Below are 20,939 nucleotides of genomic sequence, written 5' to 3' on the forward strand. Positions count from 1 at the left end.
TGCGGCTCAGTAGTCATCCCCGCGCGCGGTGATGTCCTTCTCGACCATCGGCGCGTTCGGGTCTTGTCCTTCGGGGAATTTGCCCTTCAGATTCCAGGCAAACGCGATGATCTCGGCGATGGTGCGATAGAGCTCTTCGGGAATGCTGTCGCCCAGTTCCATCCGCGCCAGCAGGCGCACCAGTTCGGCGTTCTCGTAGATCGGCACTTCGTAATCGCGAGCGATACGCAGGATTTCTTCGGCCAGTTCTTCGTCGCCCTTGGCGGTGAGCGTCGGGGCGTGGTTGCCGTCATATTTGAGGGCGATAGCCTGGCGTGGAGCAGTGGAATCGTTCATGCGGTTTCGTCGACCCAGCGGTGTTCGAGGCGGGTTTGGTTGCCTTGCGGCGGGGTGCCGTGGTGGCAGTCGAGGTCGCCGACGTTGAGCCCGGAATCGAGCAAGCGCTGGCGCAAGGCAAACAGATTGTTTTCGATCAGGTCGGCGGTGTACGGCCGCTCAGCCCACAGCTGGCTGGACAGGCTGCCGGCGATCAGTTGCGCCTGAATCTGCATCGGCCCGAGCGGTTCCAGATCGAAGGCCAGATCGACGCGCCACAGTTGCTGTTTGGCTTCGCGTTCATCGCGGCGTTCATGCGGCTGCGGCTCCCGCTCCGGCGCTTCTTCACGCTGGAATTTGACCTGCAGCGGCACGATGTCCTGCAGGTTGCGCATCGGGATTTCCAGCTGCCAGGTGCTGAGCAGGCGGCCATCGTCGGTGACGCCGGTCTGTTCCAGGCTCGACAACTGATGGCTTTGCAGACGCGACACCGCTGCGGCGGCGAGGCGCAGCAGTTGTTCGAGATCACCTTCGCCTTCCAGTTTCGCCAGCAGTCGTTCGGGCAACGGGAAGCTGCTCGGCACCGGTTTGGCGCTGACCTGGCCGAGGGTGCCGAGGGCGTTCCGGACGAAACTCGGCAGTGCCTGGGCCAGGGTATTGGCGGCGATGATCGCATTGAAATTGGTGTTGCTCGGCAGGCCCGGAGTCAGTTGCGCGATCAGTTTTAGCAGGTCGGCTTTCATGTCCGGGGCGAGAGTCGGGTTTTGTCCGCCGAGCAATTTCGCTTCGAGGAACGCGCCGCTGTTGGCCAGGGCCAGCGCCACGCCTTTGGCGGTGCTCATTTGCTGTACGTCCGGCAGGCTGGCAAGCAGCTTGTCGACCACCGCGCGCAGATCGGCCGAAGTCTGATCGCTGGATGGCGGCAGGTTCTGCAACATCTTCAGCAGGCCATCGAGCGAGCCCTGACGACTTTGCTGACCGAGCAATTGCTGACTCACCGCCAGTTGTTCCTGGCGGCTGCTCAGCGGCACGAATTTGAGGGTTTGCGCATCCTGCACCTGCGCCGACAACAAGGTGCCGATGCGCAGCGGTTGCGGGCTGTCGACGGTCAAGGTGCTGCCGCTCAATGCGGTGTTGAGCAGAGTGACCATCGAGCGAAATACCGCCGCTTGCCCCGGCGTCTGCGGCAGGGCCTGCGAGGTCACGACTTTGCCTTGCAGCAGGGTGCCGGCGGGCAATTGCGCGGTATCGATGCGGGTCAGGGTGGCGACGCTGCTGGCAATCGCTTGTTGTACGGTGATCGCCAGATTGCCGGCCGAGGGCTGAGTGATCGCCAGGTTGGTGCCCTGTGGCAACGGCAGGTTGCTGCTGGCCTGCACGGTGGTCTGGCGACCGCTGTCGAGGGTCACTTTGAGCAGCAATTCAAAGGTCTGATCAGCCTGCTTGAGCGACAACACCTCGGCCTTGGCGCTTTGCCCCGCGCCGATCAAGCCCTCGACCGGCGTCAGCAGCTTGAGCAGTTCACCCGTCTGCGGGCGAGCGCTCGCCGGCACGGTGGGCGGCAGCGGGAGGATGTTCATTTCGCCTGTCATACGCGGACACAACCTGAGGAAATTGCGCTCTTGAGAGTAAGGCACGGCATGTATAATGCCGCGCGTCGTGCGCTTCGTTCAAAAAACCTGGCAATTGTTTGATCCAGCTCGCCAGATCGAGCGATCAAAGCATCTATGCTGCATCTCTTTAACGGCCGCTCTAGAGCCGACTTGAACCGTATAAGGCCCGTGATCCCTTGACCAGTCCTGTCCTGCAAACCGTTGCCCTGGCGTGTGAACGCGATCTGCGGCTGCTTTTCGAAAACCTCGAATTGCGCCTGGCCAGTGGTGACATGGTGCAGATCAGCGGCCCCAACGGCAGCGGCAAGACCAGTCTTTTACGTCTGCTCGCCGGTTTGATGCAACCCACCGACGGCCAGGTGCTGCTCAACGGTCAGCCGCTGACCGAGCAACGCAGCGAACTGGCGCGAAACCTGTTGTGGATCGGCCACGCTGCCGGGATCAAGGATCTGCTCACTCCCGAAGAAAACCTGTCGTGGCTGTGCGCCCTGCATCATCCCGCCGAACGCGAGGCGATCTGGCAGGCGCTGGCAGCGGTAGGATTGCGCGGTTTCGAAGACGTTCCCTGCCACAGCCTTTCCGCCGGTCAACAGCGCCGTGTGGCGCTGGCGCGGTTGTATCTGGACAGCCCGCCGTTGTGGATTCTCGATGAACCTTTCACCGCGCTGGACAAGCAGGGTGTCGCTCAGTTGGAAGAGCATCTGGCCGGCCACTGCGAACGCGGCGGTCTGGTGGTGCTGACCACCCACCACACCCTGAGCCGCATGCCGGCCGGTTATCGCGACATCGATCTGGGGAAATGGGCGGTATGAGTGTCTTCGGCCTGCTGCTTGCCCGCGAATCGCGCCTGCTGTTCCGCCGCCCGGCGGAGCTGGCCAATCCGCTGATTTTCTTTGCCATCGTCATTGCCCTTTTCCCGCTGGCCGTCGGCCCGGAAACTCAAGTCTTGCAAAACCTGTCCCCGGGGTTAGTCTGGGTGGCGGCGTTGTTGTCGGTCCTGCTTTCGCTGGACGGATTGTTTCGCAGTGACTTCGAAGACGGCTCGCTGGAACAGTGGGTCCTTTCGTCGCACCCGCTGCCGCTTCTGGTCCTGGCCAAGGTGCTGGCACACTGGCTGTTCTCCGGTCTGGCACTGGTGCTGCTGTCGCCGGTGCTGGCGTTGATGCTCGGTTTGCCGGCCGCGTGCCTGCCGGTGCTGCTGTTGTCGCTGCTGTTGGGCACGCCAGTGTTGAGCCTGCTCGGTGCAGTCGGTGCTGCGCTGACGGTCGGCCTGAAGCGCGGCGGGCTGTTGCTGGCGCTGCTGATTCTGCCGTTGTACATCCCGGTGTTGATCCTTGGCAGTGGCGCGTTGCAAGCGGCGTTGCAAGGCATGCCGGCGACCGGATACTTGTTGTGGATGGCCAGCCTCACAGCGCTGGCGATCACCCTGACACCCTTTGCAATAGCCGCTGGCCTGAAGATCAGCGTCGGCGAATAATAATGAGGCCTGGTCAAAAATTGACCACTTCTTCCAGAAGAAAGGCATGACCCTCTGCCAGCTCGCGATGATGAGCGGCAACCGTGACGGAAACAGTATGAACTGGACCTGGTTTCACAAGCTCGGCTCGCCCAAGTGGTTCTACGGCATCAGCGGCAAGTTCCTGCCGTGGTTGAGCATTGCAGCGTTGCTGCTGATCGGCGTTGGCGTGGTCTGGGGCCTGGCGTTCGCGCCGCCGGATTACCAGCAAGGCAACAGCTTTCGCATCATCTATATCCACGTGCCAGCGGCGATGCTCGCCCAGTCGATCTACGTGATGCTCGCGGTGTGCGGCGTAGTCGGGCTGGTGTGGAAGATGAAACTGGCCGACGTCGCTTTGCAATGCGCCGCACCGATCGGTGCGTGGATGACCGCCGTGGCGCTGGTCACCGGGGCCATCTGGGGCAAACCAACCTGGGGCTCGTGGTGGGTGTGGGATGCGCGCCTGACCTCAATGCTGATTCTGCTGTTTCTGTATTTCGGCGTGATCGCGCTGGGCAATGCCATCAGCAACCGCGACAGCGCCGCCAAGGCCTGCGCGGTGCTGGCGATCGTTGGCGTGATCAACATTCCGATCATCAAATACTCGGTGGAGTGGTGGAACACCCTGCACCAGGGCGCGACGTTCACCCTCACGGAAAAACCGGCGATGCCAGCGGAAATGTGGCTGCCGCTGCTGCTGACGGTGCTGGGTTTCTACTGCTTCTTCGGCGCCGTGCTGTTGCTGCGCATGCGGCTGGAAGTGCTCAAGCGCGAGGCCCGCGCCAGTTGGGTGAAGACCGAAGTGCAGCAGAGTCTGGAGGCGGCGCGATGAGTTTTGCTTCATTCGGCGATTTTCTCGCCATGGGCCATCACGGCCTGTATGTCTGGTCGGCCTACGGCATCTGCCTGACGGTGCTGGCCCTCAACGTGGTGGCGCCGATTGCGGCGCGTAAGCGTTATCTGCAACAAGAGGCGCGTCGGCTGCGCCGGGAGAACGGCAAGTGAATGCGCTGCGCAAAAAACGTCTGATCATCATTCTGGCGATTCTGGTCGGAGTGGGCGCTGCTGTCGGCCTGGCCCTGAGCGCGTTGCAGGAAAACATCAATCTGTTTTACACGCCGACGCAAATCGCCAACGGCGAAGCGCCGCAGGACACGCGCATCCGCGCCGGCGGCATGGTCGAGGCCGGTTCGCTGCAACGCTCCAAGGATTCGCTGGACGTCAAATTCGTCGTCACCGATTTCAACAAATCCGTGACCATCGCCTATCGCGGCATCCTCCCGGATCTGTTCCGCGAAGGGCAGGGCATCGTCGCTCTCGGCAAGCTCAACGCCGATGGCGTGGTGGTCGCCGATGAAGTGCTGGCCAAGCACGACGAGAAGTACATGCCGCCGGAAGTGACCAAAGCGCTGAAGGACAGCGGTCAATCCGCACCGACGCCTGTGAAGGAGGGTTGATCGATGGCTGCTGCACTGTTTATTCCCGAGCTGGGCCATTTGGCGATGATCCTCGCGCTGTGTTTTGCACTGGTCCAAGCGCTGGTGCCGATGCTCGGTGCGTGGCGCGGCGACCGCTTGTGGATGAGCCTGGCGCAACCGGCTGCGTGGGGCCAGTTTGCCTTTCTGCTGTTTGCCTTTGGCTGCCTGACCTATGCGTTCATGACCGACGATTTCTCGGTCGGCTACGTGGCGATGAACTCCAACAGCGCGCTGCCGTGGTACTACAAATTCAGTGCGGTGTGGGGCGCCCACGAAGGTTCCCTGCTGCTGTGGGCGTTGATCCTCGGCGGCTGGACCTTCGCCGTGTCGGTGTTCTCCCGACAGTTGCCACAAGTCATGCTCGCCCGGGTACTGGCGGTGATGGGCATGATCAGCACCGGTTTCCTGCTGTTCCTGATTCTTACCTCGAACCCGTTTTCGCGGATCCTGCCGCAGATTCCCGCCGACGGTCGCGACCTCAATCCTTTGCTGCAGGACATTGGCCTGATCGTGCATCCGCCGATGCTGTACATGGGCTATGTCGGTTTCTCCGTGGCGTTCGCGTTTGCCATCGCCGCGCTGCTCGGCGGGCGTCTCGATGCGGCGTGGGCGCGCTGGTCGCGGCCATGGACCATCGTCGCCTGGGCCTTCCTCGGCATCGGCATCACCCTCGGTTCGTGGTGGGCGTATTACGAACTCGGCTGGGGCGGCTGGTGGTTCTGGGACCCGGTGGAAAATGCCTCGTTCATGCCATGGCTGGTCGGCACCGCGTTGATTCACTCGTTGGCGGTCACCGAGAAACGCGGCGTGTTCAAGAGCTGGACGGTGTTGCTGGCGATTGCCGCTTTTTCGTTGAGCCTGCTCGGCACCTTCCTCGTCCGCTCGGGCGTGCTGACTTCGGTGCATGCCTTCGCTTCGGATCCCGAGCGCGGTGTGTTCATCCTGATTTTCCTGCTGTTCGTGGTGGGCGGTTCGCTGACCCTTTTCGCCCTGCGCGCGCCAGTGGTGAAAAGTCAGGTCGGGTTCAATCTTTGGTCACGGGAAACCTTGCTGCTGGGCAACAACCTGGTGCTGGTCGTCGCTGCATCGATGATCCTCCTTGGCACTTTGTATCCGCTGATTCTTGATGCCATCAGCGGCGCCAAACTGTCGGTCGGCCCACCATACTTCAATGCGTTGTTCATTCCGTTGATGGCGTTGCTGATGCTGGTCATGGCGATCGGCGTGATCGTGCGCTGGAAGGACACACCAGTGAAATGGCTGGCGAGCATGCTCACTCCGGTGCTGCTCGGCAGCGTCGCATTGGCCGTGGTGGCCGGCGTGGCTTATGGCGATTTCAACTGGGCAGTGATTGCGACGTTCCTGCTGGCGGCGTGGGTGTTGCTCGCCGGCGTGCGCGATCTGTTCGACAAGACTCGCCACAAAGGCCTGATCAAAGGTTTGCCGACGCTGACCCGCAGCTATTGGGGCATGCAGATCGCTCACCTCGGCATCGCGGTGTGCGCGCTGGGCGTAGTGTTGTCGAGCCAGAACAGTGCCGAGCGCGACCTGCGTCTGGCGCCGGGCGAGTCGATGGATCTGGCCGGCTATCAATTCGTCTTCGAGGGCGCGAAGCATTTCGAAGGGCCGAATTTCACCTCGGACAAAGGCACCATCCGCGTCATTCGTGACGGCGAGGAAATCAGCGTGCTGCACCCGGAAAAGCGTCTGTACACCGTGCAGAACTCGGTGATGACCGAAGCCGGGATCGATGCCGGTTTCACTCGCGATCTCTACGTCGCCCTCGGCGAGCCGCTGGATAACGGCGCCTGGGCCGTGCGCGTTCACGTCAAACCGTTCGTGCGCTGGATCTGGTTCGGCGGCTTGCTGACCGGATTGGGTGGTTTGCTGGCGGCGCTGGATCGGCGTTATCGGGTCAAGGTGAAAAGCAAAGTGCGCGAAGCGCTGGGCATGACGGGAGCGGCGGCATGAGGCGTTGGTTGATGTTGTTGCCGTTGGCGATTTTTCTGCTGGTGGCGGTGTTTCTCTATCGCGGCTTGTACCTGGATCCGGCGGAGCTGCCGTCGGCGATGATCAACAAGCCATTCCCGGAGTTTTCCCTGCCGAGTGTGCAGGGTGACAAGACGCTGACCAAGGCCGACATTCTCGGCAAACCGGCGCTGGTCAATGTCTGGGGCACCTGGTGCATTTCCTGCCGGGTCGAGCATCCGGTGCTGAACAAACTTGCCGAGCGCGGCGTGGTGATCTACGGCATCAACTACAAGGACACCAATGCCGACGCCTTGAAATGGCTGGCCGAGTTCCACAATCCGTATGCGCTGGATATTCGTGACGACGAGGGTTCGCTGGGCCTCAACCTCGGTGTCTACGGCGCGCCGGAAACCTTCTTTATCGACGCCAAAGGCATCATCCGCGACAAGTTCGTCGGGGTGATCGACGAGCAGGTCTGGCGCGAAAAACTCGCGGCCAAGTATCAGGCGCTGGTCGATGAGGCCAAGCCATGAAGCGTTTTCTCGCTGCGGTCGTGTTGGGTTTGAGCCTGGCCGGTGTCGCCCACGCGGCCATCGATACCTACGAATTTGCCAAAGAGGGCGACCGCGAGCGTTTTCGCGAACTGACCAAGGAACTGCGCTGCCCCAAGTGCCAGAACCAGGACATTGCCGACTCCAACGCGCCGATCGCCGCCGACCTGCGCAAGGAGATTTTCCGCATGCTCGGCGAGGGCAAGGACAATCAGCAGATCATCGACTTCATGGTCGATCGCTACGGTGATTTCGTCCGCTACAAACCGGCGCTCAATGCCAAGACCGCGCTGCTGTGGTTCGGCCCGGCCGCTCTGCTGCTCGGTGGTTTCGTGGTGATCGTGCTGATCGTGCGCAGGCGTCGCGGGCAACGCGCCGAAACGCCGTCATCGCTGTCTGCCGAAGAACGTCAGCGCCTCGACCAACTGTTGGATAAAAACCAAGAATGATTGATTTCTGGCTCGCCGCAGGGCTGTTGCTTCTGGTCGCCCTGAGTTTTCTGCTGATCCCGGTACTGCGCGAACGCCGCGCTCAGCGGGAAGAAGATCGCACCGCGTTGAACGTCGCGCTGTACCAGGAACGGGTTGCCGAGCTGCAAGCGCAGCAGGCCGAAGGCGTGCTCGACGCCGCGCAACTGGACAGCGGCCGCGCAGAAGCCGCGCGTGAATTGCTCGCTGACACCGAAGGCGTCACCGCACCGCGTGTCTCCCGCCTGGGCAAGCCGTTGCCGCTGCTGGCCGCCGTGTTGGTACCGGTGCTGGGTCTCGGTCTGTACCTGCATTTCGGCGCCGCCGACAAGGTCGAACTGACCCGCGAATTCGCTCAGGCACCGCAGTCGATGGAAGAGATGACCCAGCGTCTGGAACGTGCGGTCGCCGCACAACCGGATTCCGCTGAAGGTCTGTATTTCCTCGGCCGTACCTACATGGCTCAGGACCGTCCGGCAGACGCGGCGAAGATGTTCGAACGCGCCGCCAACCTCGCCGGTCGCCAGCCGGAACTGCTCGGCCAGTGGGCGCAGGCGCAGTATTTTGCTGACGGTAAAAAGTGGTCGGAGCAGATTCAGAAACTGACCGACGAAGCGCTGAAGGCCGATCCGAAGGAAGTTACCAGCCTCGGCCTGCTCGGCATCGCCGCGTTCGAAGGCGAGCGTTATCAGGAGGCCATCGACTACTGGAATCGCCTGCTCGCGCAACTGCCGCCGGATGACAACTCTCGCGCTGCGCTGCAAGGCGGCATCGAGCGTGCCGCCGAACGCCTGAAAGCCAGCGGCGGCAAAGTTGCCCAGGCACCGGCGCCGAAAGCGGCATTGCTGACAGTCAGCGTTGATCTGGCCAGCGAACTCAAGAGCAAGGTGCAACCGGGCGACAGCGTGTTCATCTTCGCCCGCGCCACTTCTGGCCCACCGGCGCCGCTGGCGGCCAAACGCCTGACCGTCGCCGACCTGCCGGTGACCGTCGAACTGGGCGATGCCGACGCGATGATGCCGCAGTTGAAACTGTCCAACTTCCCTGAAGTCCAACTGGTTGCGCGCATCTCACGAGCCGGTCAACCGACTGCCGGTGAGTGGATCGGTCGCAGCGGCCCAGTGGCCAGCAGCACCACCGCGCCACAAAAACTGACTATCGACAGCCCGGACAAGTAACCGGACCCAACAGGAAAGCACCGCCATGCACACCATCGCCCGCATCACAGTCCTCACACTGGCCCTGGGCTTGAGTGCATGTGCGGTACAACGCCCGGAACCGACCACCAGCCTGCCGCCAATCCCGCCCTCGCAGCCAAGCCCGACCCCGTCGACCTCGCCGAGCCCCGGCAAGAGCATCCCGGCCAAACCCGCCAAGCCCGTGCCCCGCACCTCGGCCAGCTTCGCCCCGCCACCGGGCGGCAACAGCCACTGGGACCAGAAGCTCGGCGTCTACGTGCTCGACGACCAGACCAACACCTTCTACCGCCAGCGCACCTACTACCGCTGGAACAACGGCTGGAGCCGCTCGGTCAGCCCCAACGGCCCGTGGGAAGACACCAACATCCACGGCGTCCCGCCGGGGTTGGGCAAGAAATTCGGGCAGTAAGAGAAACGGCGATCTTGGGATCGCCGTTTTTTTTGCGTCTGATTTTCAGAGAATCGCACGATAGTTACCTAACGCCTTTACCGACTCGACCAATCCTTGCCGTTGGAGAAAGCCGAGATATTTGTCCACCTCCACATTGGGCGTTTTCAATTGCCGTCGCTGGCTTTGAGCCGCAGCGACGACGGCAGCCGAATCAAGATGGAAAAGGTTTTCCACAAACTCATCCGGGTGCTGAGCTTCAATGCCGTATGGCGCGAGGTGACGGGTGGGGAAATCTTTCAGGTTGAACGTCACTATTACATCGGCACCGCATCGGATTGCGGCCGCTAGAACATGGCGATCGTTCTCATCAGGCAGTGTCAGGCCTGACACCAAGTCTTCATAGCCATCGATACACGCGTCTGGAATGGCCAGGTCCATCAATTGCGATGTGCGATCGAGTTGTTCGAGGGTCAGGTCGGACCTGTTCTTCAATAAGTTACGCTTCCATTCGTGGTGTATTTCCTGAGTCCAGCGAGCCCGATACAGCCCTGACAACGCGAGCCACATCAGGAAATCTTTTAAAGGGGCCGGATATAAAACGCATGCATCGTACACAGCAGTGAAAGAGGAATGCCTCACTCGTATCCTGTCCTTAGCGCCTGTGCCTGCTCCGCGAGAAGCATCATTGCCTGCTCGCTGGCGGTGTCTCGCCGGGTTTTATATTCCATCAGATCAGCAAAACGCACACGTCGGTGCTTGCCTGTTTTGTGGTAGGAAATCTCACCGCTCTCCAGCAGTTTGATCATGTGCGGACGTGAGACGTTGAGCAGATCGGCAGCTTCCTGCGTGGTCAGCTCCGCGTGGATCGGTACCACCTTCACAGCGTTGCCCTGCGCCAGCGCCGCCAGGATATCGCTCAGCAAGCGCAACGCCGATGTTGGCAGCTCGACGCTGTGGGCTTCGTTCTGTTCATCAAAAATCTGGATTCGCTGAGTTTCAAAAGCGGTTGTGAGGAAGGCGCTCAGGGCGCGCTGGCCTGCAATCGCGGCTTTGACCTCTCGTTCGACAGGCAGATTGATGGCAGATGGAGTAGCGGTGGTCATAAGACTGTTCCAGCATTCTATGGAAGGATGTGTCGACGTTATTCGAATTAAACGAAATTCGCAATAAACGAAACTGGTGCAGGAATACTTTGTAAAACTACCAACCATCACCCCGTCCCATTCTGTGCTTGAGTAAAGATAACTCTAGAGTTACTTTTAATGGGCCAGGCCAAGGAGGCGGTTGGTGCAGAGCAGGCTATTGATGAAGGAGCTGGAGGAGGCGGGCTGGACGCTGGATCGGGTTGCGGGCAGTCATTACATCTTCACTCATCGTTACAACCCGAACACGATTGCCGTCCCGCATCCTAAAAAGGATTTACCGTTGGGGACAGTCAAAAGCATTCGGCGGCGCGCGGGGTTATTCAGCCCGCCAACCCGTCATGAAGGAGATCCGTAATGCAATATCCCATCTGCATCGAGTGGGGTGACGAGAACACTGCCATCGGTATTCAGATCCCCGATATTCCCGGCGCAGTCACGGCCGGGGACAGCTTTGAGGAGGCCTACAACGCGGCCGTGGAAGTGGCTCACCTCATGCTGCAGGAGATCGCGGCGGCCGGTCAGGCGATTCCGATGCCGACCTCGGCAGCGGCGCATCGCAATCATCCGGATTTTGCCGAGATGGGCTGGGGCATGCTGGAGCTGGATATCTCGCCGTACTTGGGCAAGACCGAAAAGGTCAACGTTACGCTGCCCGGCTATGTGATTCAGCGTATTGATCGCTATGTACGCGAGCATAACGTCAAAAGCCGCTCCTCGTTTCTGGCGGATGCGGCGATGGAGAAACTGGTTCGGTATTGAAGGTACGTCCAATTGTGGGAGCGAGCCTGCTCGCGAAGGCGTCAGGTCAGGCACTGATCTATGGCTGACACACCGCCTTCGCGAGCAGGCTCGCTCCCACTATGACATCGCGTCAGGACGCGACTTTTCGCTGCGCCAGCGCAGCGTTTTGCGATGCACTCAAAAACCGCAACAACGCCAGCAACGGAAACACGCTGCCGACAATCACGATCCACAACCAGCCGCCATGCTCGTACACCGCGCTGGCCACCGACGAGCCGAAGGCGCCGCCGATGAAGATGCTGGTCATGTACAGCGCGTTCAAACGGCCACGACTTTTCGCGTCCAGCGAGTACACCGCGCGTTGGCCGAGGACCATGTTCATCTGCACGCAGAAGTCCAGCACCACGCCGGTCACGGCCAGGCCGATGACGCTATAGGCCGGGTGAATGAAGGCGGGCAGGAAGCTCAGGCTGGCGAAGAGCATGGCCAGTAGCGAGGCGATGCGTGTGTGACCGGCATCAGCGAGGCGGCCGCTGATTGGCGCGGCGATGGCACCGATGGCGCCGACCAGGGCGAAGATGGCGATTTCGCTTTGCGACAGGCCATGGTTGCGTGCAAGTTCCAGTGGCACGGCGGTCCAGAACAGGCTGAACGTGGCAAACATGCAGCCCTGATAAAACGCCCGCTGACGCAGCACCGGTTGCTGGCGCAGCAGCGTCCACAGCGAGCCGATCAATTGGCCATAAGTAGCGCTGTGATCTGGCTGGCGCTTGGGCACGGTCAGCGCCAGCACCACGCTGATAGCCGCCATCAATGCTGCGGCGATCATGAACATGGCGCGCCAGCCGAGGTGATCGGCGACCACGCTCGACACCGGTCGCGCCAACAGAATACCCAGCAGCAAACCGCCCATGATCCCGCCCACCACGCGACCACGGGACTCTTCCGGCGCCAGATGCGCGGCCAGCGGAATCAGGATCTGCACCGACACCGAGCTGAAGCCGACCAGCAGCGAGATCAGCAGAAATACGTTCGGCTGTTCAGTGAACGCGGCGCCAAGCAGACTGGCGATCGCCACGACCGTGGTGATGATCATCAGCCGACGGTTCTCCAGCAGATCCCCCAGCGGCACCAGAAAGAACAGGCCCAACGCATAGCCGATCTGCGTCAGCGAGACGATGAAACTGGCCATGGTGTCGGAGAGGCCGATGTCCGGCGCGATCAGGCCAATAATCGGTTGTGCGTAGTAGATGTTGGCAACGATGGCGCCGCAGCAGAACGCGAACAGCAGGACCATGCCTCGGGTCATTGCGTGAGGAGTGGTGGTCATAGGGGATCTCGGGTCGGGCACAGTAAGGCGGAGAGGCTAATGGACAAACCGAACTAGCAGAAGTGGCGTTCAGTTGATATCAGTTATCAGCTTGCGTAATGACGGCCACGGCCATTCAAGGCGAAACTTGCGTCCGACCGTTGGAGGTCGAGTATACGTTCACTTACATCCTGCGCCATAGCGTGCTTATTTTTGCATCGGCTGGTTCTACATTCATGACTGGAAGGTTGCGATGTTTAGTCAGCAGCTTCGCCACAATGCACGATTGTCTTAATCAGCCTGCTGGGTGCGAGCGAGCGTACACCGCGGGTAGCACGCTGGCAACGCAATCGATCTCGGCGGGGAAGGGGGAAGACCCCGCCGATGTGATGGGTTAAGACTCAATTGTTTAATTCGTCGTTTGTAGGTAACCAAAAGGTTTCATTTTGTATACGTTGTTATTGGAGGTCATTGATTTCAAAGTTATTAACTAGGGCTCGCCCTTCCTTGACGTTCTTTTCGTATTTGTCCTGTTCATCTTTTTGGTTTTTTAGAGCTGTAGCGAGGCGTTCGTGACCATAGGGCGCATTTTTCGATAGCATTATTCCACGGTTTAACCAATCTATTGATTCAGTGTAGAAACCCTTGTTGTTGAACATGTTTCCGACGTTGAATAGTATCCATGAGGTTTTTGATTGTGACACTTCTACTGCTTTTTTGCATGCTGACATGGCTTTGTCATACAGGTCTAGGTTCAAACAGGCATTACTAAGGTAACCCCAGTAGTTCGCGTTCGAATCCTCTCTGTTGACGAGCGCGCTAAATAAGCTAAGCGCTTCTTTTTTATAGTTGGTTTCTTGGAAGGCCAGCGCTAGTGAATAAGTTATTGAGGTGTCTGAAGGATTTTCCCTATATGATTTGTACAGTGTTTTAAGTGATTCTTTGTTGTTATCTGAGTTTTTTAGTAGGGCGGCGAGCTTGATTGCGAGATTTGGTGTTGTACTGAGCGTTGAGTTTGAGATTGTCGAAATTGCTTCTTCGTAGAGCCCTTCATTCTCATAGCAATGGGCTAAAGATTCTATAATGACTGCGTTTTCTGGAGCGCGCTCAAAAGCCTTCGACGCGAGTTCCGTCGCTATTTTTGAATACCCCGACCAGATAAAAATCTTAGGAATCAAACTCTGGATGCTATCGAAATTATGACTGGAGTTAAAGATTTTGATAAGTTCTTCTTTTGCGCCTTTTAATTCCAGGGATAGGTCGGCATAGGTGCTCCATGTCTTGTATTCTAATTGTTTTTCACCGCTACTTGTCTTTATTAGTTTTTCAAGTTTGTTTTTCGCTAGTTTGTAGTTTTCTATGGCGAAGTCAGCCACCCAGTCGTCTATAGTTTCTTCCTTGTTTTCAGTGTTAACGGTATTTTTTGTTGCATCGATTGGGTGAAGATTCCCAAGTTTTTTTATCTGTATTCGGATTTGATTACATGCAGCTCCGGTAGCGGCAGAAAGGTTTTTGTCTGAACGATTTGGTGAATATTTTCCTGGGGTTATACCAAGCAAGTCTGTTGGAATGTGTAGCTCTGTATCTTCCGGAGTTATAAAGAAAACTCGCTCCCTTCCGAGTTTTCCAATAAAAAGTCCAAGTTCGAAAATGACATTATCTCTTGCGGTTTTGTTTGTGTTTTCTCTTATTGTTGTAATGTCATCAGGTGTGAATAGGAATACACCGAAGTCAGCGCTGCTCATTGAATCAGACAGAGAGTCCATCGTGCTCTTTGAAAGCTCAAAAATACCTTGCGTCCAGACTGTTGCTTCTGCCTCATGATTGAGGTTTTGCTGGACTGCATAAGCGACTTCCAGTCCCTCCACTGAAGACCCTATAAATAGTTTGGGTTTCATCCTTGTTCGTCTCCTAAGTTTTTCCGTAAGCAGTACCACATCCGTCTATTCTTTGTGGTAAGCAACCATATTGGTTTTCTCTGGTTACAGCAATAACCTATTAGTCAAAAGCTCTCATTGGTTTCTAATTCGATAGTTGCTGCTTCACAAAAAAACGTCAAGTCTACGATGCTAGAACCTATTGTACGTGAGGGGGTCGAGTTATGAAGGGATCGGTAGGACCCCGAGAGGTTGTTGAGATATGTGTGATCTAGATAGATTGAACCGCTGCTCCGTAATGGAATTAGCCGCTTTGGGATGCGCACAGTGTGTTTACTCGACAGTGAGTGCATGACAATCGCTGAACAGGGGGCGGGCCACAGTCCCGAGGCAGGTGGCCCTTGCGATAGAAACTGTTTTCTATAAAAAAGACGACCTGCTCAGGTCGTCTTTTTCATTTCAGATCAAGACTTACTGCCCGCTGTAAATCTGATCGAACACGCCACCATCATTGAAGTGGGTTTTCTGCACCGTGCGCCAGTCACCAAAGGTCTTCTCCACCGAAAGGAAGTCGACTTTCGGGAAACGGTCGGTGTACTTCGCCAGCACCGCCGGGTCACGCGGACGCAGATAGTTGGCCGCCGCAATTTCCTGACCTTCCGGCGACCACAGGTACTTCAGATACTCATCAGCCGCAGCGCGCGAGCCTTTCTTGTCGACCACTTTATCGACCACCGAAACCGGTGGCTCGGCTTCTGCGGAGACGCTTGGGTAGATCACTTCGAACTGATCGCGACCGAACTCGCGAGCGATCATTTCCGCTTCGTTTTCGAAGGTCACCAGCACGTCGCCGATCTGGTTGGTCATGAACGTGGTGGTGGCGGCGCGGCCACCGGTATCGAGCACCGGCGCCTGCTTGAACAGCTTGCCGACGAAATCCTTGGCCTTGTTCTCGTCGCCACCGTTTTTCAGCACATAGCCCCAGGCCGACAGGTAGGTGTAGCGGCCGTTACCGGAAGTTTTCGGGTTCGGCACGATGACCTGAACGCCGTCCTTGAGCAGGTCCGGCCAGTCTTTCAAGGCTTTCGGGTTGCCCTTGCGGACGATGAACACCGTCGCCGAGGTAAACGGTGCGCTGTTGTTCGGCAGGCGCGTGACCCAGTTGTCCGGCACCAGTTTGCCGTTGTCGGCGAGGGCGTTGATGTCGGTGGCCATGTTCATGGTAATGACGTCAGCCGGCAGGCCGTCGATCACCGAACGCGCCTGCTTGCTCGAGCCGCCGAAGGACATCTGCACGGTGATGTTTTCGTTGTGCTCGGCTTGCCAGTGCTTCTGGAACGCAGTGTTGTAGTCCTTGTAGAAATCGCGCATCACGTCGTAGGAAACGTTGAGCAGCGTTGGTGCGGCCTGAGCGATGTTGGCCAAGGCCAGGCCAGCGGCGAGAAGTGAGGCGCCAAAGAGTTTTTTCACTGCGCATTCCTTGTTCTGTGGGGGTGTTATGCCAAAAATGAAGCCATTTGCCAGCGACTATAACGGGCAGCGCATAGTCGCTTAAAGATTAAAAAGCTCTGTGCTTATTCCACTTTCTTGAACAGCTGACTGCCGCAGCGCGAACAGAACGCTGCGCTCTGTTCATGGCTCTTTTTCTGACAGCCCGGGCAGTCATGTTGCAGCTGTTCGCCGCGCATGGCATTGGCCAGTTCTGCGGTAAAAATCCCCGTGGGTACGGCGATGATCGAGTAACCGGTGATCATCACCAGCGAGGAAATCACCTGGCCCAGCGGCGTCTTCGGCACGATGTCGCCGAAGCCCACAGTGGTCAAGGTCACGATTGCCCAATAGATGCCTTTGGGAATGCTGGTGAAGCCATGTTCCGGGCCTTCGATCACGTACATCAGCGTGCCGAACACTGTCACCAGCGTGCACACGCTGACCAGAAACACGACGATTTTCTGCTTGCTGCCACGCAGCGCCGACATCAGATAGTTGGCTTGCTTGAGATACGGGCTGAGCTTGAGCACACGGAAAATCCGCAGCATCCGAATGATGCGGATGATCAGCAGATACTGCGCATCGCTGTAATACAGGGCGAGGATGCCCGGCACGATCGCCAGCAGATCCACCAGGCCATAAAAGCTGAAGGCATAGCGCAGCGGCTTGGGCGAGCAGTACAGACGCAGGATGTATTCGCCGAGGAAGATCGCCGTGAAGCCCCACTCGATATAGGCCAGAACGTCGGCGTAATTACGGTGGATGCTGTCGATACTGTCGAGCATCACGATCACCAGACTGGCGAGGATGATCAACAGCAGGATGCCGTCGAAGCGACGCCCGGCCGGGGTGTCGCTCTGGAAAATCATGACGTAAAGCCGTTCGCGCCAATTGTTGCTGCTGTCCATGGATAACGCCTGAATCGAAGATCAGCGCAGCCTAGGGTGATTCTCCCCGTGAGCGCAAGACTCATGCGCGAGCGAAGCTTTGCCAAGCATTTGAATGCCAGCCCGGATCAACCAGCAGGCGAGGATGAACGGCGCGGTCAGCGTGGCCAGCCCGAGGGCGGCAAACAGCGGCGTCACCAGCAAGGCCAGGACAATGGCGAGCAGCGGCAGCCACGGATTTTGTCGCTGAGCGCTGAAGGCGAGGGCGGCGAGTACAGCGTTGTAGCCACCGAGCCCGAGCAGTGCGGCGGACGTGTCGTGGTGCAGCAGACTCGAGCCGAGGCCGATCGCCGACGCCAGCAGCGCCCAGCAGAACGCGCGGCGATCGGCGAGCAGCAAGCCGCTGGCGATCAAGGCCCCGGCCAATGGATGGTCGAGAAACATCACCTGGCCGAATCCGCGCAGTTCAGCGGCCAGCAGATTTGTCGTGTTCAGGTCGACCGATGCCGCCGGCGCGGACGGCTCGGCGAACATCAGCAGCACCCAGCTGAGCGCCACGAACGGCGAGGTATACGCCGGTATGGCGCGACTGCGGTACACGTGTTTGAGCCATTGCTGAGTAAGCATCGCGCTCAAGCCACCGGCTGCAAGAATCAACTGCGGCAGCAGTGGCGACCAAGGGAAATACAGGCTCAGCAGCAGGCCGAGCAGCACGCCGTTGTAGCTGAACAACCCGGCCTGGCGATCGGCCTTGGCGTAGTTGCGCCGCTGCGCGGTGAGCAGACCGGCAACGCCACCGAGCAGCGCCCCGGCGAACAGCACCGGCGCCGTCAGCAGAATCGCCAACAGACACAGCAGGCCGCACAGCGGATGGCGCTGGAAGAAAATCTGACTGAAACCGTTGAGCAAAGCCTCGGCCCAGTCGGGGCAGTGGGTGTTGAAGTGATTGGCAGGCATGTTGAGAAAATCTGGGCAGTTGGAACATCAAAAGGTCTTGCAAGTCACTGTGGCGAGGGGATTTAGCGAAACGTCGCACCGCCCCGTTCGGCTGCGCAGCAGTCGTCGCTTTTGAGGGTGTGACGGTTTCCACAGAGAAACCGCATTCTCCGATGGGGGGCCGCTTCGCAGCCCAACGGGAATAAATCCCCTCGCCACAAGGTTATGCACCCACTTTTAGGGTGGGTTAAATCAACGTCTCGATGCGCAGCGAATTGGTCGACCCCGGCTGCCCGAACGGCACGCCAGCGGTGATCAGCAGCGTATCGCCACGCTCGGCCATGCCTTGCGCCTGAGCAATCTCCAGTGCGGTCGAGCAGACTTCGTCGACCTGACGCAGGCGATCGTTGACCACCGAATGAATGCCCCACGCTACGCTCAAGCGCCGCGCCGTTTGCAGGTTCGGCGTCAGATTGAGGATCGGTGCTTTCGGCCGTTCCCGGGATGCGCGCAGCGTCGAGGCGCCGGACTCGCTGTAATTGACCAGCACCGCCACCGGCAGCACGTTGCTGATCCGGCGGATCGCACAGCTGATCGCATCGGAAACCGTCGCCTCGGCTTTCGGTCGGCTGACGTCAAGCTGGGTCTGATAATCCGGGCCGTTCTCAACTTGACGGATGATCTTGCTCATCATCTGCACGGCTTCCAGCGGGTATTCGCCGGACGCGGTCTCCGCCGAGAGCATCACCGCATCGGCGCCTTCGGCCACGGCGTTGGCGACGTCAGTCACCTCGGCACGGGTTGGGGCAGGGGAGAAGCGCATTGACTCGAGCATCTGCGTCGCCACCACCACCGGTTTGCCCAGCGCGCGGCAGGTGGTGATGATGTTTTTCTGAATCTGCGGCACGCTCTCCGCCGGCACTTCCACACCAAGATCGCCGCGCGCGACCATGATCGCGTCGCTCAACTCAGCAATCTCACGCAATTGCTCGACCGCCGAAGGCTTCTCGATTTTCGCCATCAGAAACGCCTTGTCGCCGATCAATGCGCGGGCTTCGACAATGTCCTGCGGGCGCTGTACGAACGACAGCGCGACCCAGTCCACACCCAATTCCAGGCCGAAGCTCAGATCGCGGCGATCCTTGGCGGTCAGCGGGCTCAGGTCGAGCACCGCTTGCGGCACATTCACGCCTTTGCGATCGGACAGTTCGCCGCCGTTGAGTACGGTGGTGTCGATCGCATCGGCGTACTTGGTGACCACGCGCAGACGCAGCTTGCCGTCGTCGAGCAGCAGATCCATGCCGGCTTCCAGCGCGGCAATGATTTCCGGATGCGGCAGGTTGACCCGGCGCTCATCGCCCGGTGTCGCATCGAGATCCAAGCGGAACGCCTGACCGCGATGCAACTGCACCTTGCCGTCAGCGAACTTGCCCACACGCAGTTTCGGCCCTTGCAGGTCCATCAGAATGCCCAGCGGATAGTTGAGCTGGCGCTCGACTTCGCGGATCCATTGATAGCGCTTGGCGTGGTCGGCGTGATCGCCATGGCTGAAATTCAGCCGGAAGATGTTGACCCCGGCCTCGACCAGCTCGCGGATGTCGTCGATACCGTCGACCGCAGGGCCGAGGGTGGCGAGGATTTTGACCTTTTTATCAGGCGTCATGATTTGCAGTTCTCAAGGATCAGAATGGCGCGGAAGTCGTTGACGTTAGTGCGGGTCGGCTCGGTGACGATCAGCGCATCGAGCGCCTGGAAGTAGCCATAGCCGTTGTTGTTATCCAGGTCGTCGCTGGCGCTCAGACCCAGTGCGGCGGCGCGGGCGTAGCTGTCCGGGGTCATGATCGCGCCGGCGTTGTCTTCCGAGCCGTCGATGCCATCGGTGTCGCCGGCCAGCGCGTAGACGCCGGGCTGGCCCTTGAGGCTGTCGGTCAGGCTGAGGAGGAATTCGGCGTTACGCCCGCCACGGCCATTGCCGCGCACGGTTACCGTGGTCTCACCGCCAGAAAGAATCACGCACGGCGCCGCCAGTGGCTGGCCGTGATTGATGATCTGTCGGGCGATGCCGGCGTGGACTTTCGCCACTTCGCGGGATTCGCCTTCGAGGTCGCCGAGAATCAAGGTGCTGAAACCGGCGTGACGGCACTTCACCGCCGCTGCGTCCAGCGACTGCTGCGGGCGGGCGATCAACTGGAAATGACTGCGCGCCAGACTCGGATCGCCGGGTTTGACGGTTTCCGATTCCGGGCTTTGCAGCCAGGTACGCACGGAGGCGGGAATGTCGATGCCGTAGCGTTTGATGATCGCCAGCGCCTCGGCCGAAGTGCTCGGGTCGGCCACGGTCGGCCCGGACGCGATGACGGTGGCGAGGTCGCCCGGCACATCGGAGATCGCGTAGGTGTAAACCGTCGCTGGCCAGCAAGCCTTGCCGAGGCGGCCGCCCTTGATCGCCGAGAGGTGCTTGCGCACGCAGTTCATCTCGCCGATGGTCGCGCCGGATTTGAGCAGGGCTTTGTTGATCGCCTGCTTGTCAGCGAGGGTAATGCCTTCGGCTGGCAGGGCGAGCAGGGCAGAGCCGCCGCCGGAGAGCAGGAAGATCACGCGGTCGTCTTCAGTGAGGTTGCTGACCAGCTCCAGCACGCGTTTGGCCACGGCCAGCCCGGCCGCATCCGGCACCGGGTGTGCGGCTTCGACCACTTCGATTTTTTCGCACGGGGCGCCGTGGCCGTAGCGGGTCACCACCAGGCCGGTGACTTCACCCTCCCAGCAGCGCTCGACCACTTGCGCCATGGCGGCAGCGGCTTTGCCGGCGCCGATGACGATCAACCGACCGGTGCGATCGGCAGGCAAATGGGCTTCGAGGACTTGGTTCGGATGGGCCGCGTCGATGGCTGTGGCAAACAGCTCGCGCAGCAGTTGTTGCGGATCGACCGACATGGCGGGCTCCCGGAATTCTTGTTATTCGAAAGGGCAACTCGGAACCCTTGTGGGAGCGAGCCTGCTCGCGAACGCGGCATGTCAGCCAACATGGATGTTGGATGTGAAGCCGCTTTCGCGAGCAGGCTCGCTCCCA

At 59.4% G+C, this 20,939-nt stretch carries 23 protein-coding genes; 12 read left to right on the forward strand and 11 right to left on the reverse strand.

Translation table 11 applies throughout. The annotated features are described in order from the left end of the window. Nucleotides 1-6 precede the first annotated feature (6 nt). Complete coding sequence (locus AB9L16_RS07155) at nucleotides 7-336, reverse strand: EscU/YscU/HrcU family type III secretion system export apparatus switch protein (RefSeq protein ID WP_041479625.1); 330 nt, start codon at nucleotides 334-336, stop codon at nucleotides 7-9. Beyond that, complete coding sequence (locus AB9L16_RS07160) at nucleotides 333-1,907, reverse strand: flagellar hook-length control protein FliK (protein ID WP_375123288.1); 1,575 nt, start codon at nucleotides 1,905-1,907, stop codon at nucleotides 333-335. The genes AB9L16_RS07155 and AB9L16_RS07160 overlap by 4 nt, the downstream gene beginning before the upstream one ends. Before the next feature lie 197 nt (nucleotides 1,908-2,104). Between AB9L16_RS07160 and ccmA the strand changes: the two genes are divergently transcribed. The 10 genes from ccmA (at nucleotide 2,105) to AB9L16_RS07210 (ending at nucleotide 9,501) form a co-directional block, all read left to right on the forward strand. After that, entirely contained in the window at nucleotides 2,105-2,740 is a 636-nt protein-coding gene (gene ccmA / locus AB9L16_RS07165) for a cytochrome c biogenesis heme-transporting ATPase CcmA (protein ID WP_073472746.1), read from the forward strand. Then, nucleotides 2,737-3,405 (forward strand): heme exporter protein CcmB, encoded by a 669-nt coding sequence (ccmB, locus tag AB9L16_RS07170; RefSeq protein ID WP_252869015.1) that lies wholly within the window; start codon nucleotides 2,737-2,739, stop codon nucleotides 3,403-3,405. Before ccmA ends, ccmB begins: the two co-directional genes overlap by 4 nt. 97 nt (nucleotides 3,406-3,502) lie before the next feature. Then, entirely contained in the window at nucleotides 3,503-4,258 is a 756-nt protein-coding gene (locus AB9L16_RS07175; RefSeq protein ID WP_038860475.1) for a heme ABC transporter permease, read from the forward strand. After that, complete coding sequence (gene ccmD / locus AB9L16_RS07180; RefSeq protein WP_071171457.1) at nucleotides 4,255-4,431, forward strand: heme exporter protein CcmD; 177 nt, start codon at nucleotides 4,255-4,257, stop codon at nucleotides 4,429-4,431. Before AB9L16_RS07175 ends, ccmD begins: the two co-directional genes overlap by 4 nt. Further along, nucleotides 4,428-4,883, forward strand: coding sequence for a cytochrome c maturation protein CcmE (gene ccmE, locus AB9L16_RS07185; protein WP_016771044.1), 456 nt, complete (start codon nucleotides 4,428-4,430; stop codon nucleotides 4,881-4,883). Before ccmD ends, ccmE begins: the two co-directional genes overlap by 4 nt. A 3-nt stretch (nucleotides 4,884-4,886) precedes the next feature. After that, nucleotides 4,887-6,875, forward strand: a complete 1,989-nt coding sequence (locus AB9L16_RS07190) for a heme lyase CcmF/NrfE family subunit (RefSeq protein ID WP_056783848.1) — start codon at nucleotides 4,887-4,889, stop codon at nucleotides 6,873-6,875. Beyond that, nucleotides 6,872-7,408, forward strand: a complete 537-nt coding sequence (locus AB9L16_RS07195) for a DsbE family thiol:disulfide interchange protein (protein WP_016771042.1) — start codon at nucleotides 6,872-6,874, stop codon at nucleotides 7,406-7,408. The genes AB9L16_RS07190 and AB9L16_RS07195 overlap by 4 nt, the downstream gene beginning before the upstream one ends. Continuing rightward, a complete protein-coding gene (locus AB9L16_RS07200) occupies nucleotides 7,405-7,875 on the forward strand; it encodes a cytochrome c-type biogenesis protein (protein WP_041479621.1) in 471 nt (156 codons plus the stop codon). The genes AB9L16_RS07195 and AB9L16_RS07200 overlap by 4 nt, the downstream gene beginning before the upstream one ends. Beyond that, entirely contained in the window at nucleotides 7,872-9,071 is a 1,200-nt protein-coding gene (gene ccmI / locus AB9L16_RS07205) for a c-type cytochrome biogenesis protein CcmI (protein ID WP_150741296.1), read from the forward strand. The genes AB9L16_RS07200 and ccmI overlap by 4 nt, the downstream gene beginning before the upstream one ends. 25 nt (nucleotides 9,072-9,096) lie before the next feature. Beyond that, nucleotides 9,097-9,501 (forward strand): hypothetical protein, encoded by a 405-nt coding sequence (locus AB9L16_RS07210; protein WP_016771039.1) that lies wholly within the window; start codon nucleotides 9,097-9,099, stop codon nucleotides 9,499-9,501. Between the two features lie 45 nt (nucleotides 9,502-9,546). On the opposite strand, the gene AB9L16_RS07215 is transcribed toward AB9L16_RS07210, so the two are convergent. Together AB9L16_RS07215 and AB9L16_RS07220 are read right to left on the reverse strand one after the other, a co-directional pair. After that, the gene (locus tag AB9L16_RS07215; protein WP_375123289.1) at nucleotides 9,547-10,122 is read right to left on the reverse strand and encodes a PIN domain-containing protein; all 576 of its coding nucleotides are present in this window, start codon (nucleotides 10,120-10,122) and stop codon (nucleotides 9,547-9,549) included. Further along, nucleotides 10,119-10,586, reverse strand: a complete 468-nt coding sequence (locus AB9L16_RS07220; protein ID WP_056783858.1) for a helix-turn-helix domain-containing protein — start codon at nucleotides 10,584-10,586, stop codon at nucleotides 10,119-10,121. Before AB9L16_RS07220 ends, AB9L16_RS07215 begins: the two co-directional genes overlap by 4 nt. Nucleotides 10,587-10,770: 184 nt before the next feature. Between AB9L16_RS07220 and AB9L16_RS07225 the strand changes: the two genes are divergently transcribed. Together AB9L16_RS07225 and AB9L16_RS07230 are read left to right on the forward strand one after the other, a co-directional pair. Next, entirely contained in the window at nucleotides 10,771-10,983 is a 213-nt protein-coding gene (locus AB9L16_RS07225) for a type II toxin-antitoxin system HicA family toxin (RefSeq protein WP_041479616.1), read from the forward strand. After that, entirely contained in the window at nucleotides 10,983-11,387 is a 405-nt protein-coding gene (locus AB9L16_RS07230) for a type II toxin-antitoxin system HicB family antitoxin (protein WP_016771035.1), read from the forward strand. Before AB9L16_RS07225 ends, AB9L16_RS07230 begins: the two co-directional genes overlap by 1 nt. 112 nt (nucleotides 11,388-11,499) lie before the next feature. On the opposite strand, the gene AB9L16_RS07235 is transcribed toward AB9L16_RS07230, so the two are convergent. The 7 genes from AB9L16_RS07235 to AB9L16_RS07265 form a co-directional block, all read right to left on the reverse strand. After that, nucleotides 11,500-12,699 (reverse strand): MFS transporter, encoded by a 1,200-nt coding sequence (locus AB9L16_RS07235; RefSeq protein WP_122611605.1) that lies wholly within the window; start codon nucleotides 12,697-12,699, stop codon nucleotides 11,500-11,502. 437 nt (nucleotides 12,700-13,136) lie between these two features. Continuing rightward, nucleotides 13,137-14,576 (reverse strand): TIR domain-containing protein, encoded by a 1,440-nt coding sequence (locus AB9L16_RS07240; RefSeq protein WP_375123290.1) that lies wholly within the window; start codon nucleotides 14,574-14,576, stop codon nucleotides 13,137-13,139. 450 nt (nucleotides 14,577-15,026) lie between these two features. Beyond that, nucleotides 15,027-16,025, reverse strand: coding sequence for a sulfate ABC transporter substrate-binding protein (locus AB9L16_RS07245; protein WP_016771033.1), 999 nt, complete (start codon nucleotides 16,023-16,025; stop codon nucleotides 15,027-15,029). A gap of 104 nt (nucleotides 16,026-16,129) precedes the next feature. Further along, nucleotides 16,130-16,954 (reverse strand): ion transporter, encoded by an 825-nt coding sequence (locus tag AB9L16_RS07250; protein ID WP_041479613.1) that lies wholly within the window; start codon nucleotides 16,952-16,954, stop codon nucleotides 16,130-16,132. A 21-nt stretch (nucleotides 16,955-16,975) separates the two neighbouring features. Further along, nucleotides 16,976-17,890: an urea transporter gene (locus AB9L16_RS07255; protein ID WP_375123291.1), complete on the reverse strand. Its 915-nt coding sequence runs from the start codon at nucleotides 17,888-17,890 to the stop codon at nucleotides 16,976-16,978. Between the two features lie 226 nt (nucleotides 17,891-18,116). Next, entirely contained in the window at nucleotides 18,117-19,532 is a 1,416-nt protein-coding gene (pyk, locus tag AB9L16_RS07260) for a pyruvate kinase (RefSeq protein WP_065615110.1), read from the reverse strand. After that, nucleotides 19,529-20,803, reverse strand: a complete 1,275-nt coding sequence (locus AB9L16_RS07265) for a glycerate kinase (RefSeq protein WP_375123292.1) — start codon at nucleotides 20,801-20,803, stop codon at nucleotides 19,529-19,531. Before AB9L16_RS07265 ends, pyk begins: the two co-directional genes overlap by 4 nt. Nucleotides 20,804-20,939: the final 136 nt, after the last annotated feature.

Source organism: Pseudomonas sp. LW8, assembly GCF_041956865.1.
Classification (GTDB): domain Bacteria; phylum Pseudomonadota; class Gammaproteobacteria; order Pseudomonadales; family Pseudomonadaceae; genus Aquipseudomonas; species Aquipseudomonas siliginis.

Excerpts from the sequence above, each read along its gene's own strand:
- AB9L16_RS07155 (WP_041479625.1), bottom strand. The coding sequence starts at position 336 with ATGAACGATTCCACTGCTCCACGCCAGGCTATCGCCCTCAAATATGAC.
- AB9L16_RS07160 (WP_375123288.1), bottom strand. The coding sequence starts at position 1,907 with ATGACAGGCGAAATGAACATCCTCCCGCTGCCGCCCACCGTGCCGGCG.
- ccmB (WP_252869015.1), top strand. The coding sequence starts at position 2,737 with ATGAGTGTCTTCGGCCTGCTGCTTGCCCGCGAATCGCGCCTGCTGTTC.
- AB9L16_RS07175 (WP_038860475.1), top strand. The coding sequence starts at position 3,503 with ATGAACTGGACCTGGTTTCACAAGCTCGGCTCGCCCAAGTGGTTCTAC.
- ccmD (WP_071171457.1), top strand. The coding sequence starts at position 4,255 with ATGAGTTTTGCTTCATTCGGCGATTTTCTCGCCATGGGCCATCACGGC.
- AB9L16_RS07190 (WP_056783848.1), top strand. The coding sequence starts at position 4,887 with ATGGCTGCTGCACTGTTTATTCCCGAGCTGGGCCATTTGGCGATGATC.
- AB9L16_RS07195 (WP_016771042.1), top strand. The coding sequence starts at position 6,872 with ATGAGGCGTTGGTTGATGTTGTTGCCGTTGGCGATTTTTCTGCTGGTG.
- AB9L16_RS07200 (WP_041479621.1), top strand. The coding sequence starts at position 7,405 with ATGAAGCGTTTTCTCGCTGCGGTCGTGTTGGGTTTGAGCCTGGCCGGT.
- ccmI (WP_150741296.1), top strand. The coding sequence starts at position 7,872 with ATGATTGATTTCTGGCTCGCCGCAGGGCTGTTGCTTCTGGTCGCCCTG.
- AB9L16_RS07210 (WP_016771039.1), top strand. The coding sequence starts at position 9,097 with ATGCACACCATCGCCCGCATCACAGTCCTCACACTGGCCCTGGGCTTG.
- AB9L16_RS07220 (WP_056783858.1), bottom strand. The coding sequence starts at position 10,586 with ATGACCACCGCTACTCCATCTGCCATCAATCTGCCTGTCGAACGAGAG.
- AB9L16_RS07230 (WP_016771035.1), top strand. The coding sequence starts at position 10,983 with ATGCAATATCCCATCTGCATCGAGTGGGGTGACGAGAACACTGCCATC.
- AB9L16_RS07235 (WP_122611605.1), bottom strand. The coding sequence starts at position 12,699 with ATGACCACCACTCCTCACGCAATGACCCGAGGCATGGTCCTGCTGTTC.
- AB9L16_RS07240 (WP_375123290.1), bottom strand. The coding sequence starts at position 14,576 with ATGAAACCCAAACTATTTATAGGGTCTTCAGTGGAGGGACTGGAAGTC.
- AB9L16_RS07250 (WP_041479613.1), bottom strand. The coding sequence starts at position 16,954 with ATGGACAGCAGCAACAATTGGCGCGAACGGCTTTACGTCATGATTTTC.
- AB9L16_RS07255 (WP_375123291.1), bottom strand. The coding sequence starts at position 17,890 with ATGCCTGCCAATCACTTCAACACCCACTGCCCCGACTGGGCCGAGGCT.
- pyk (WP_065615110.1), bottom strand. The coding sequence starts at position 19,532 with ATGACGCCTGATAAAAAGGTCAAAATCCTCGCCACCCTCGGCCCTGCG.
- AB9L16_RS07265 (WP_375123292.1), bottom strand. The coding sequence starts at position 20,803 with ATGTCGGTCGATCCGCAACAACTGCTGCGCGAGCTGTTTGCCACAGCC.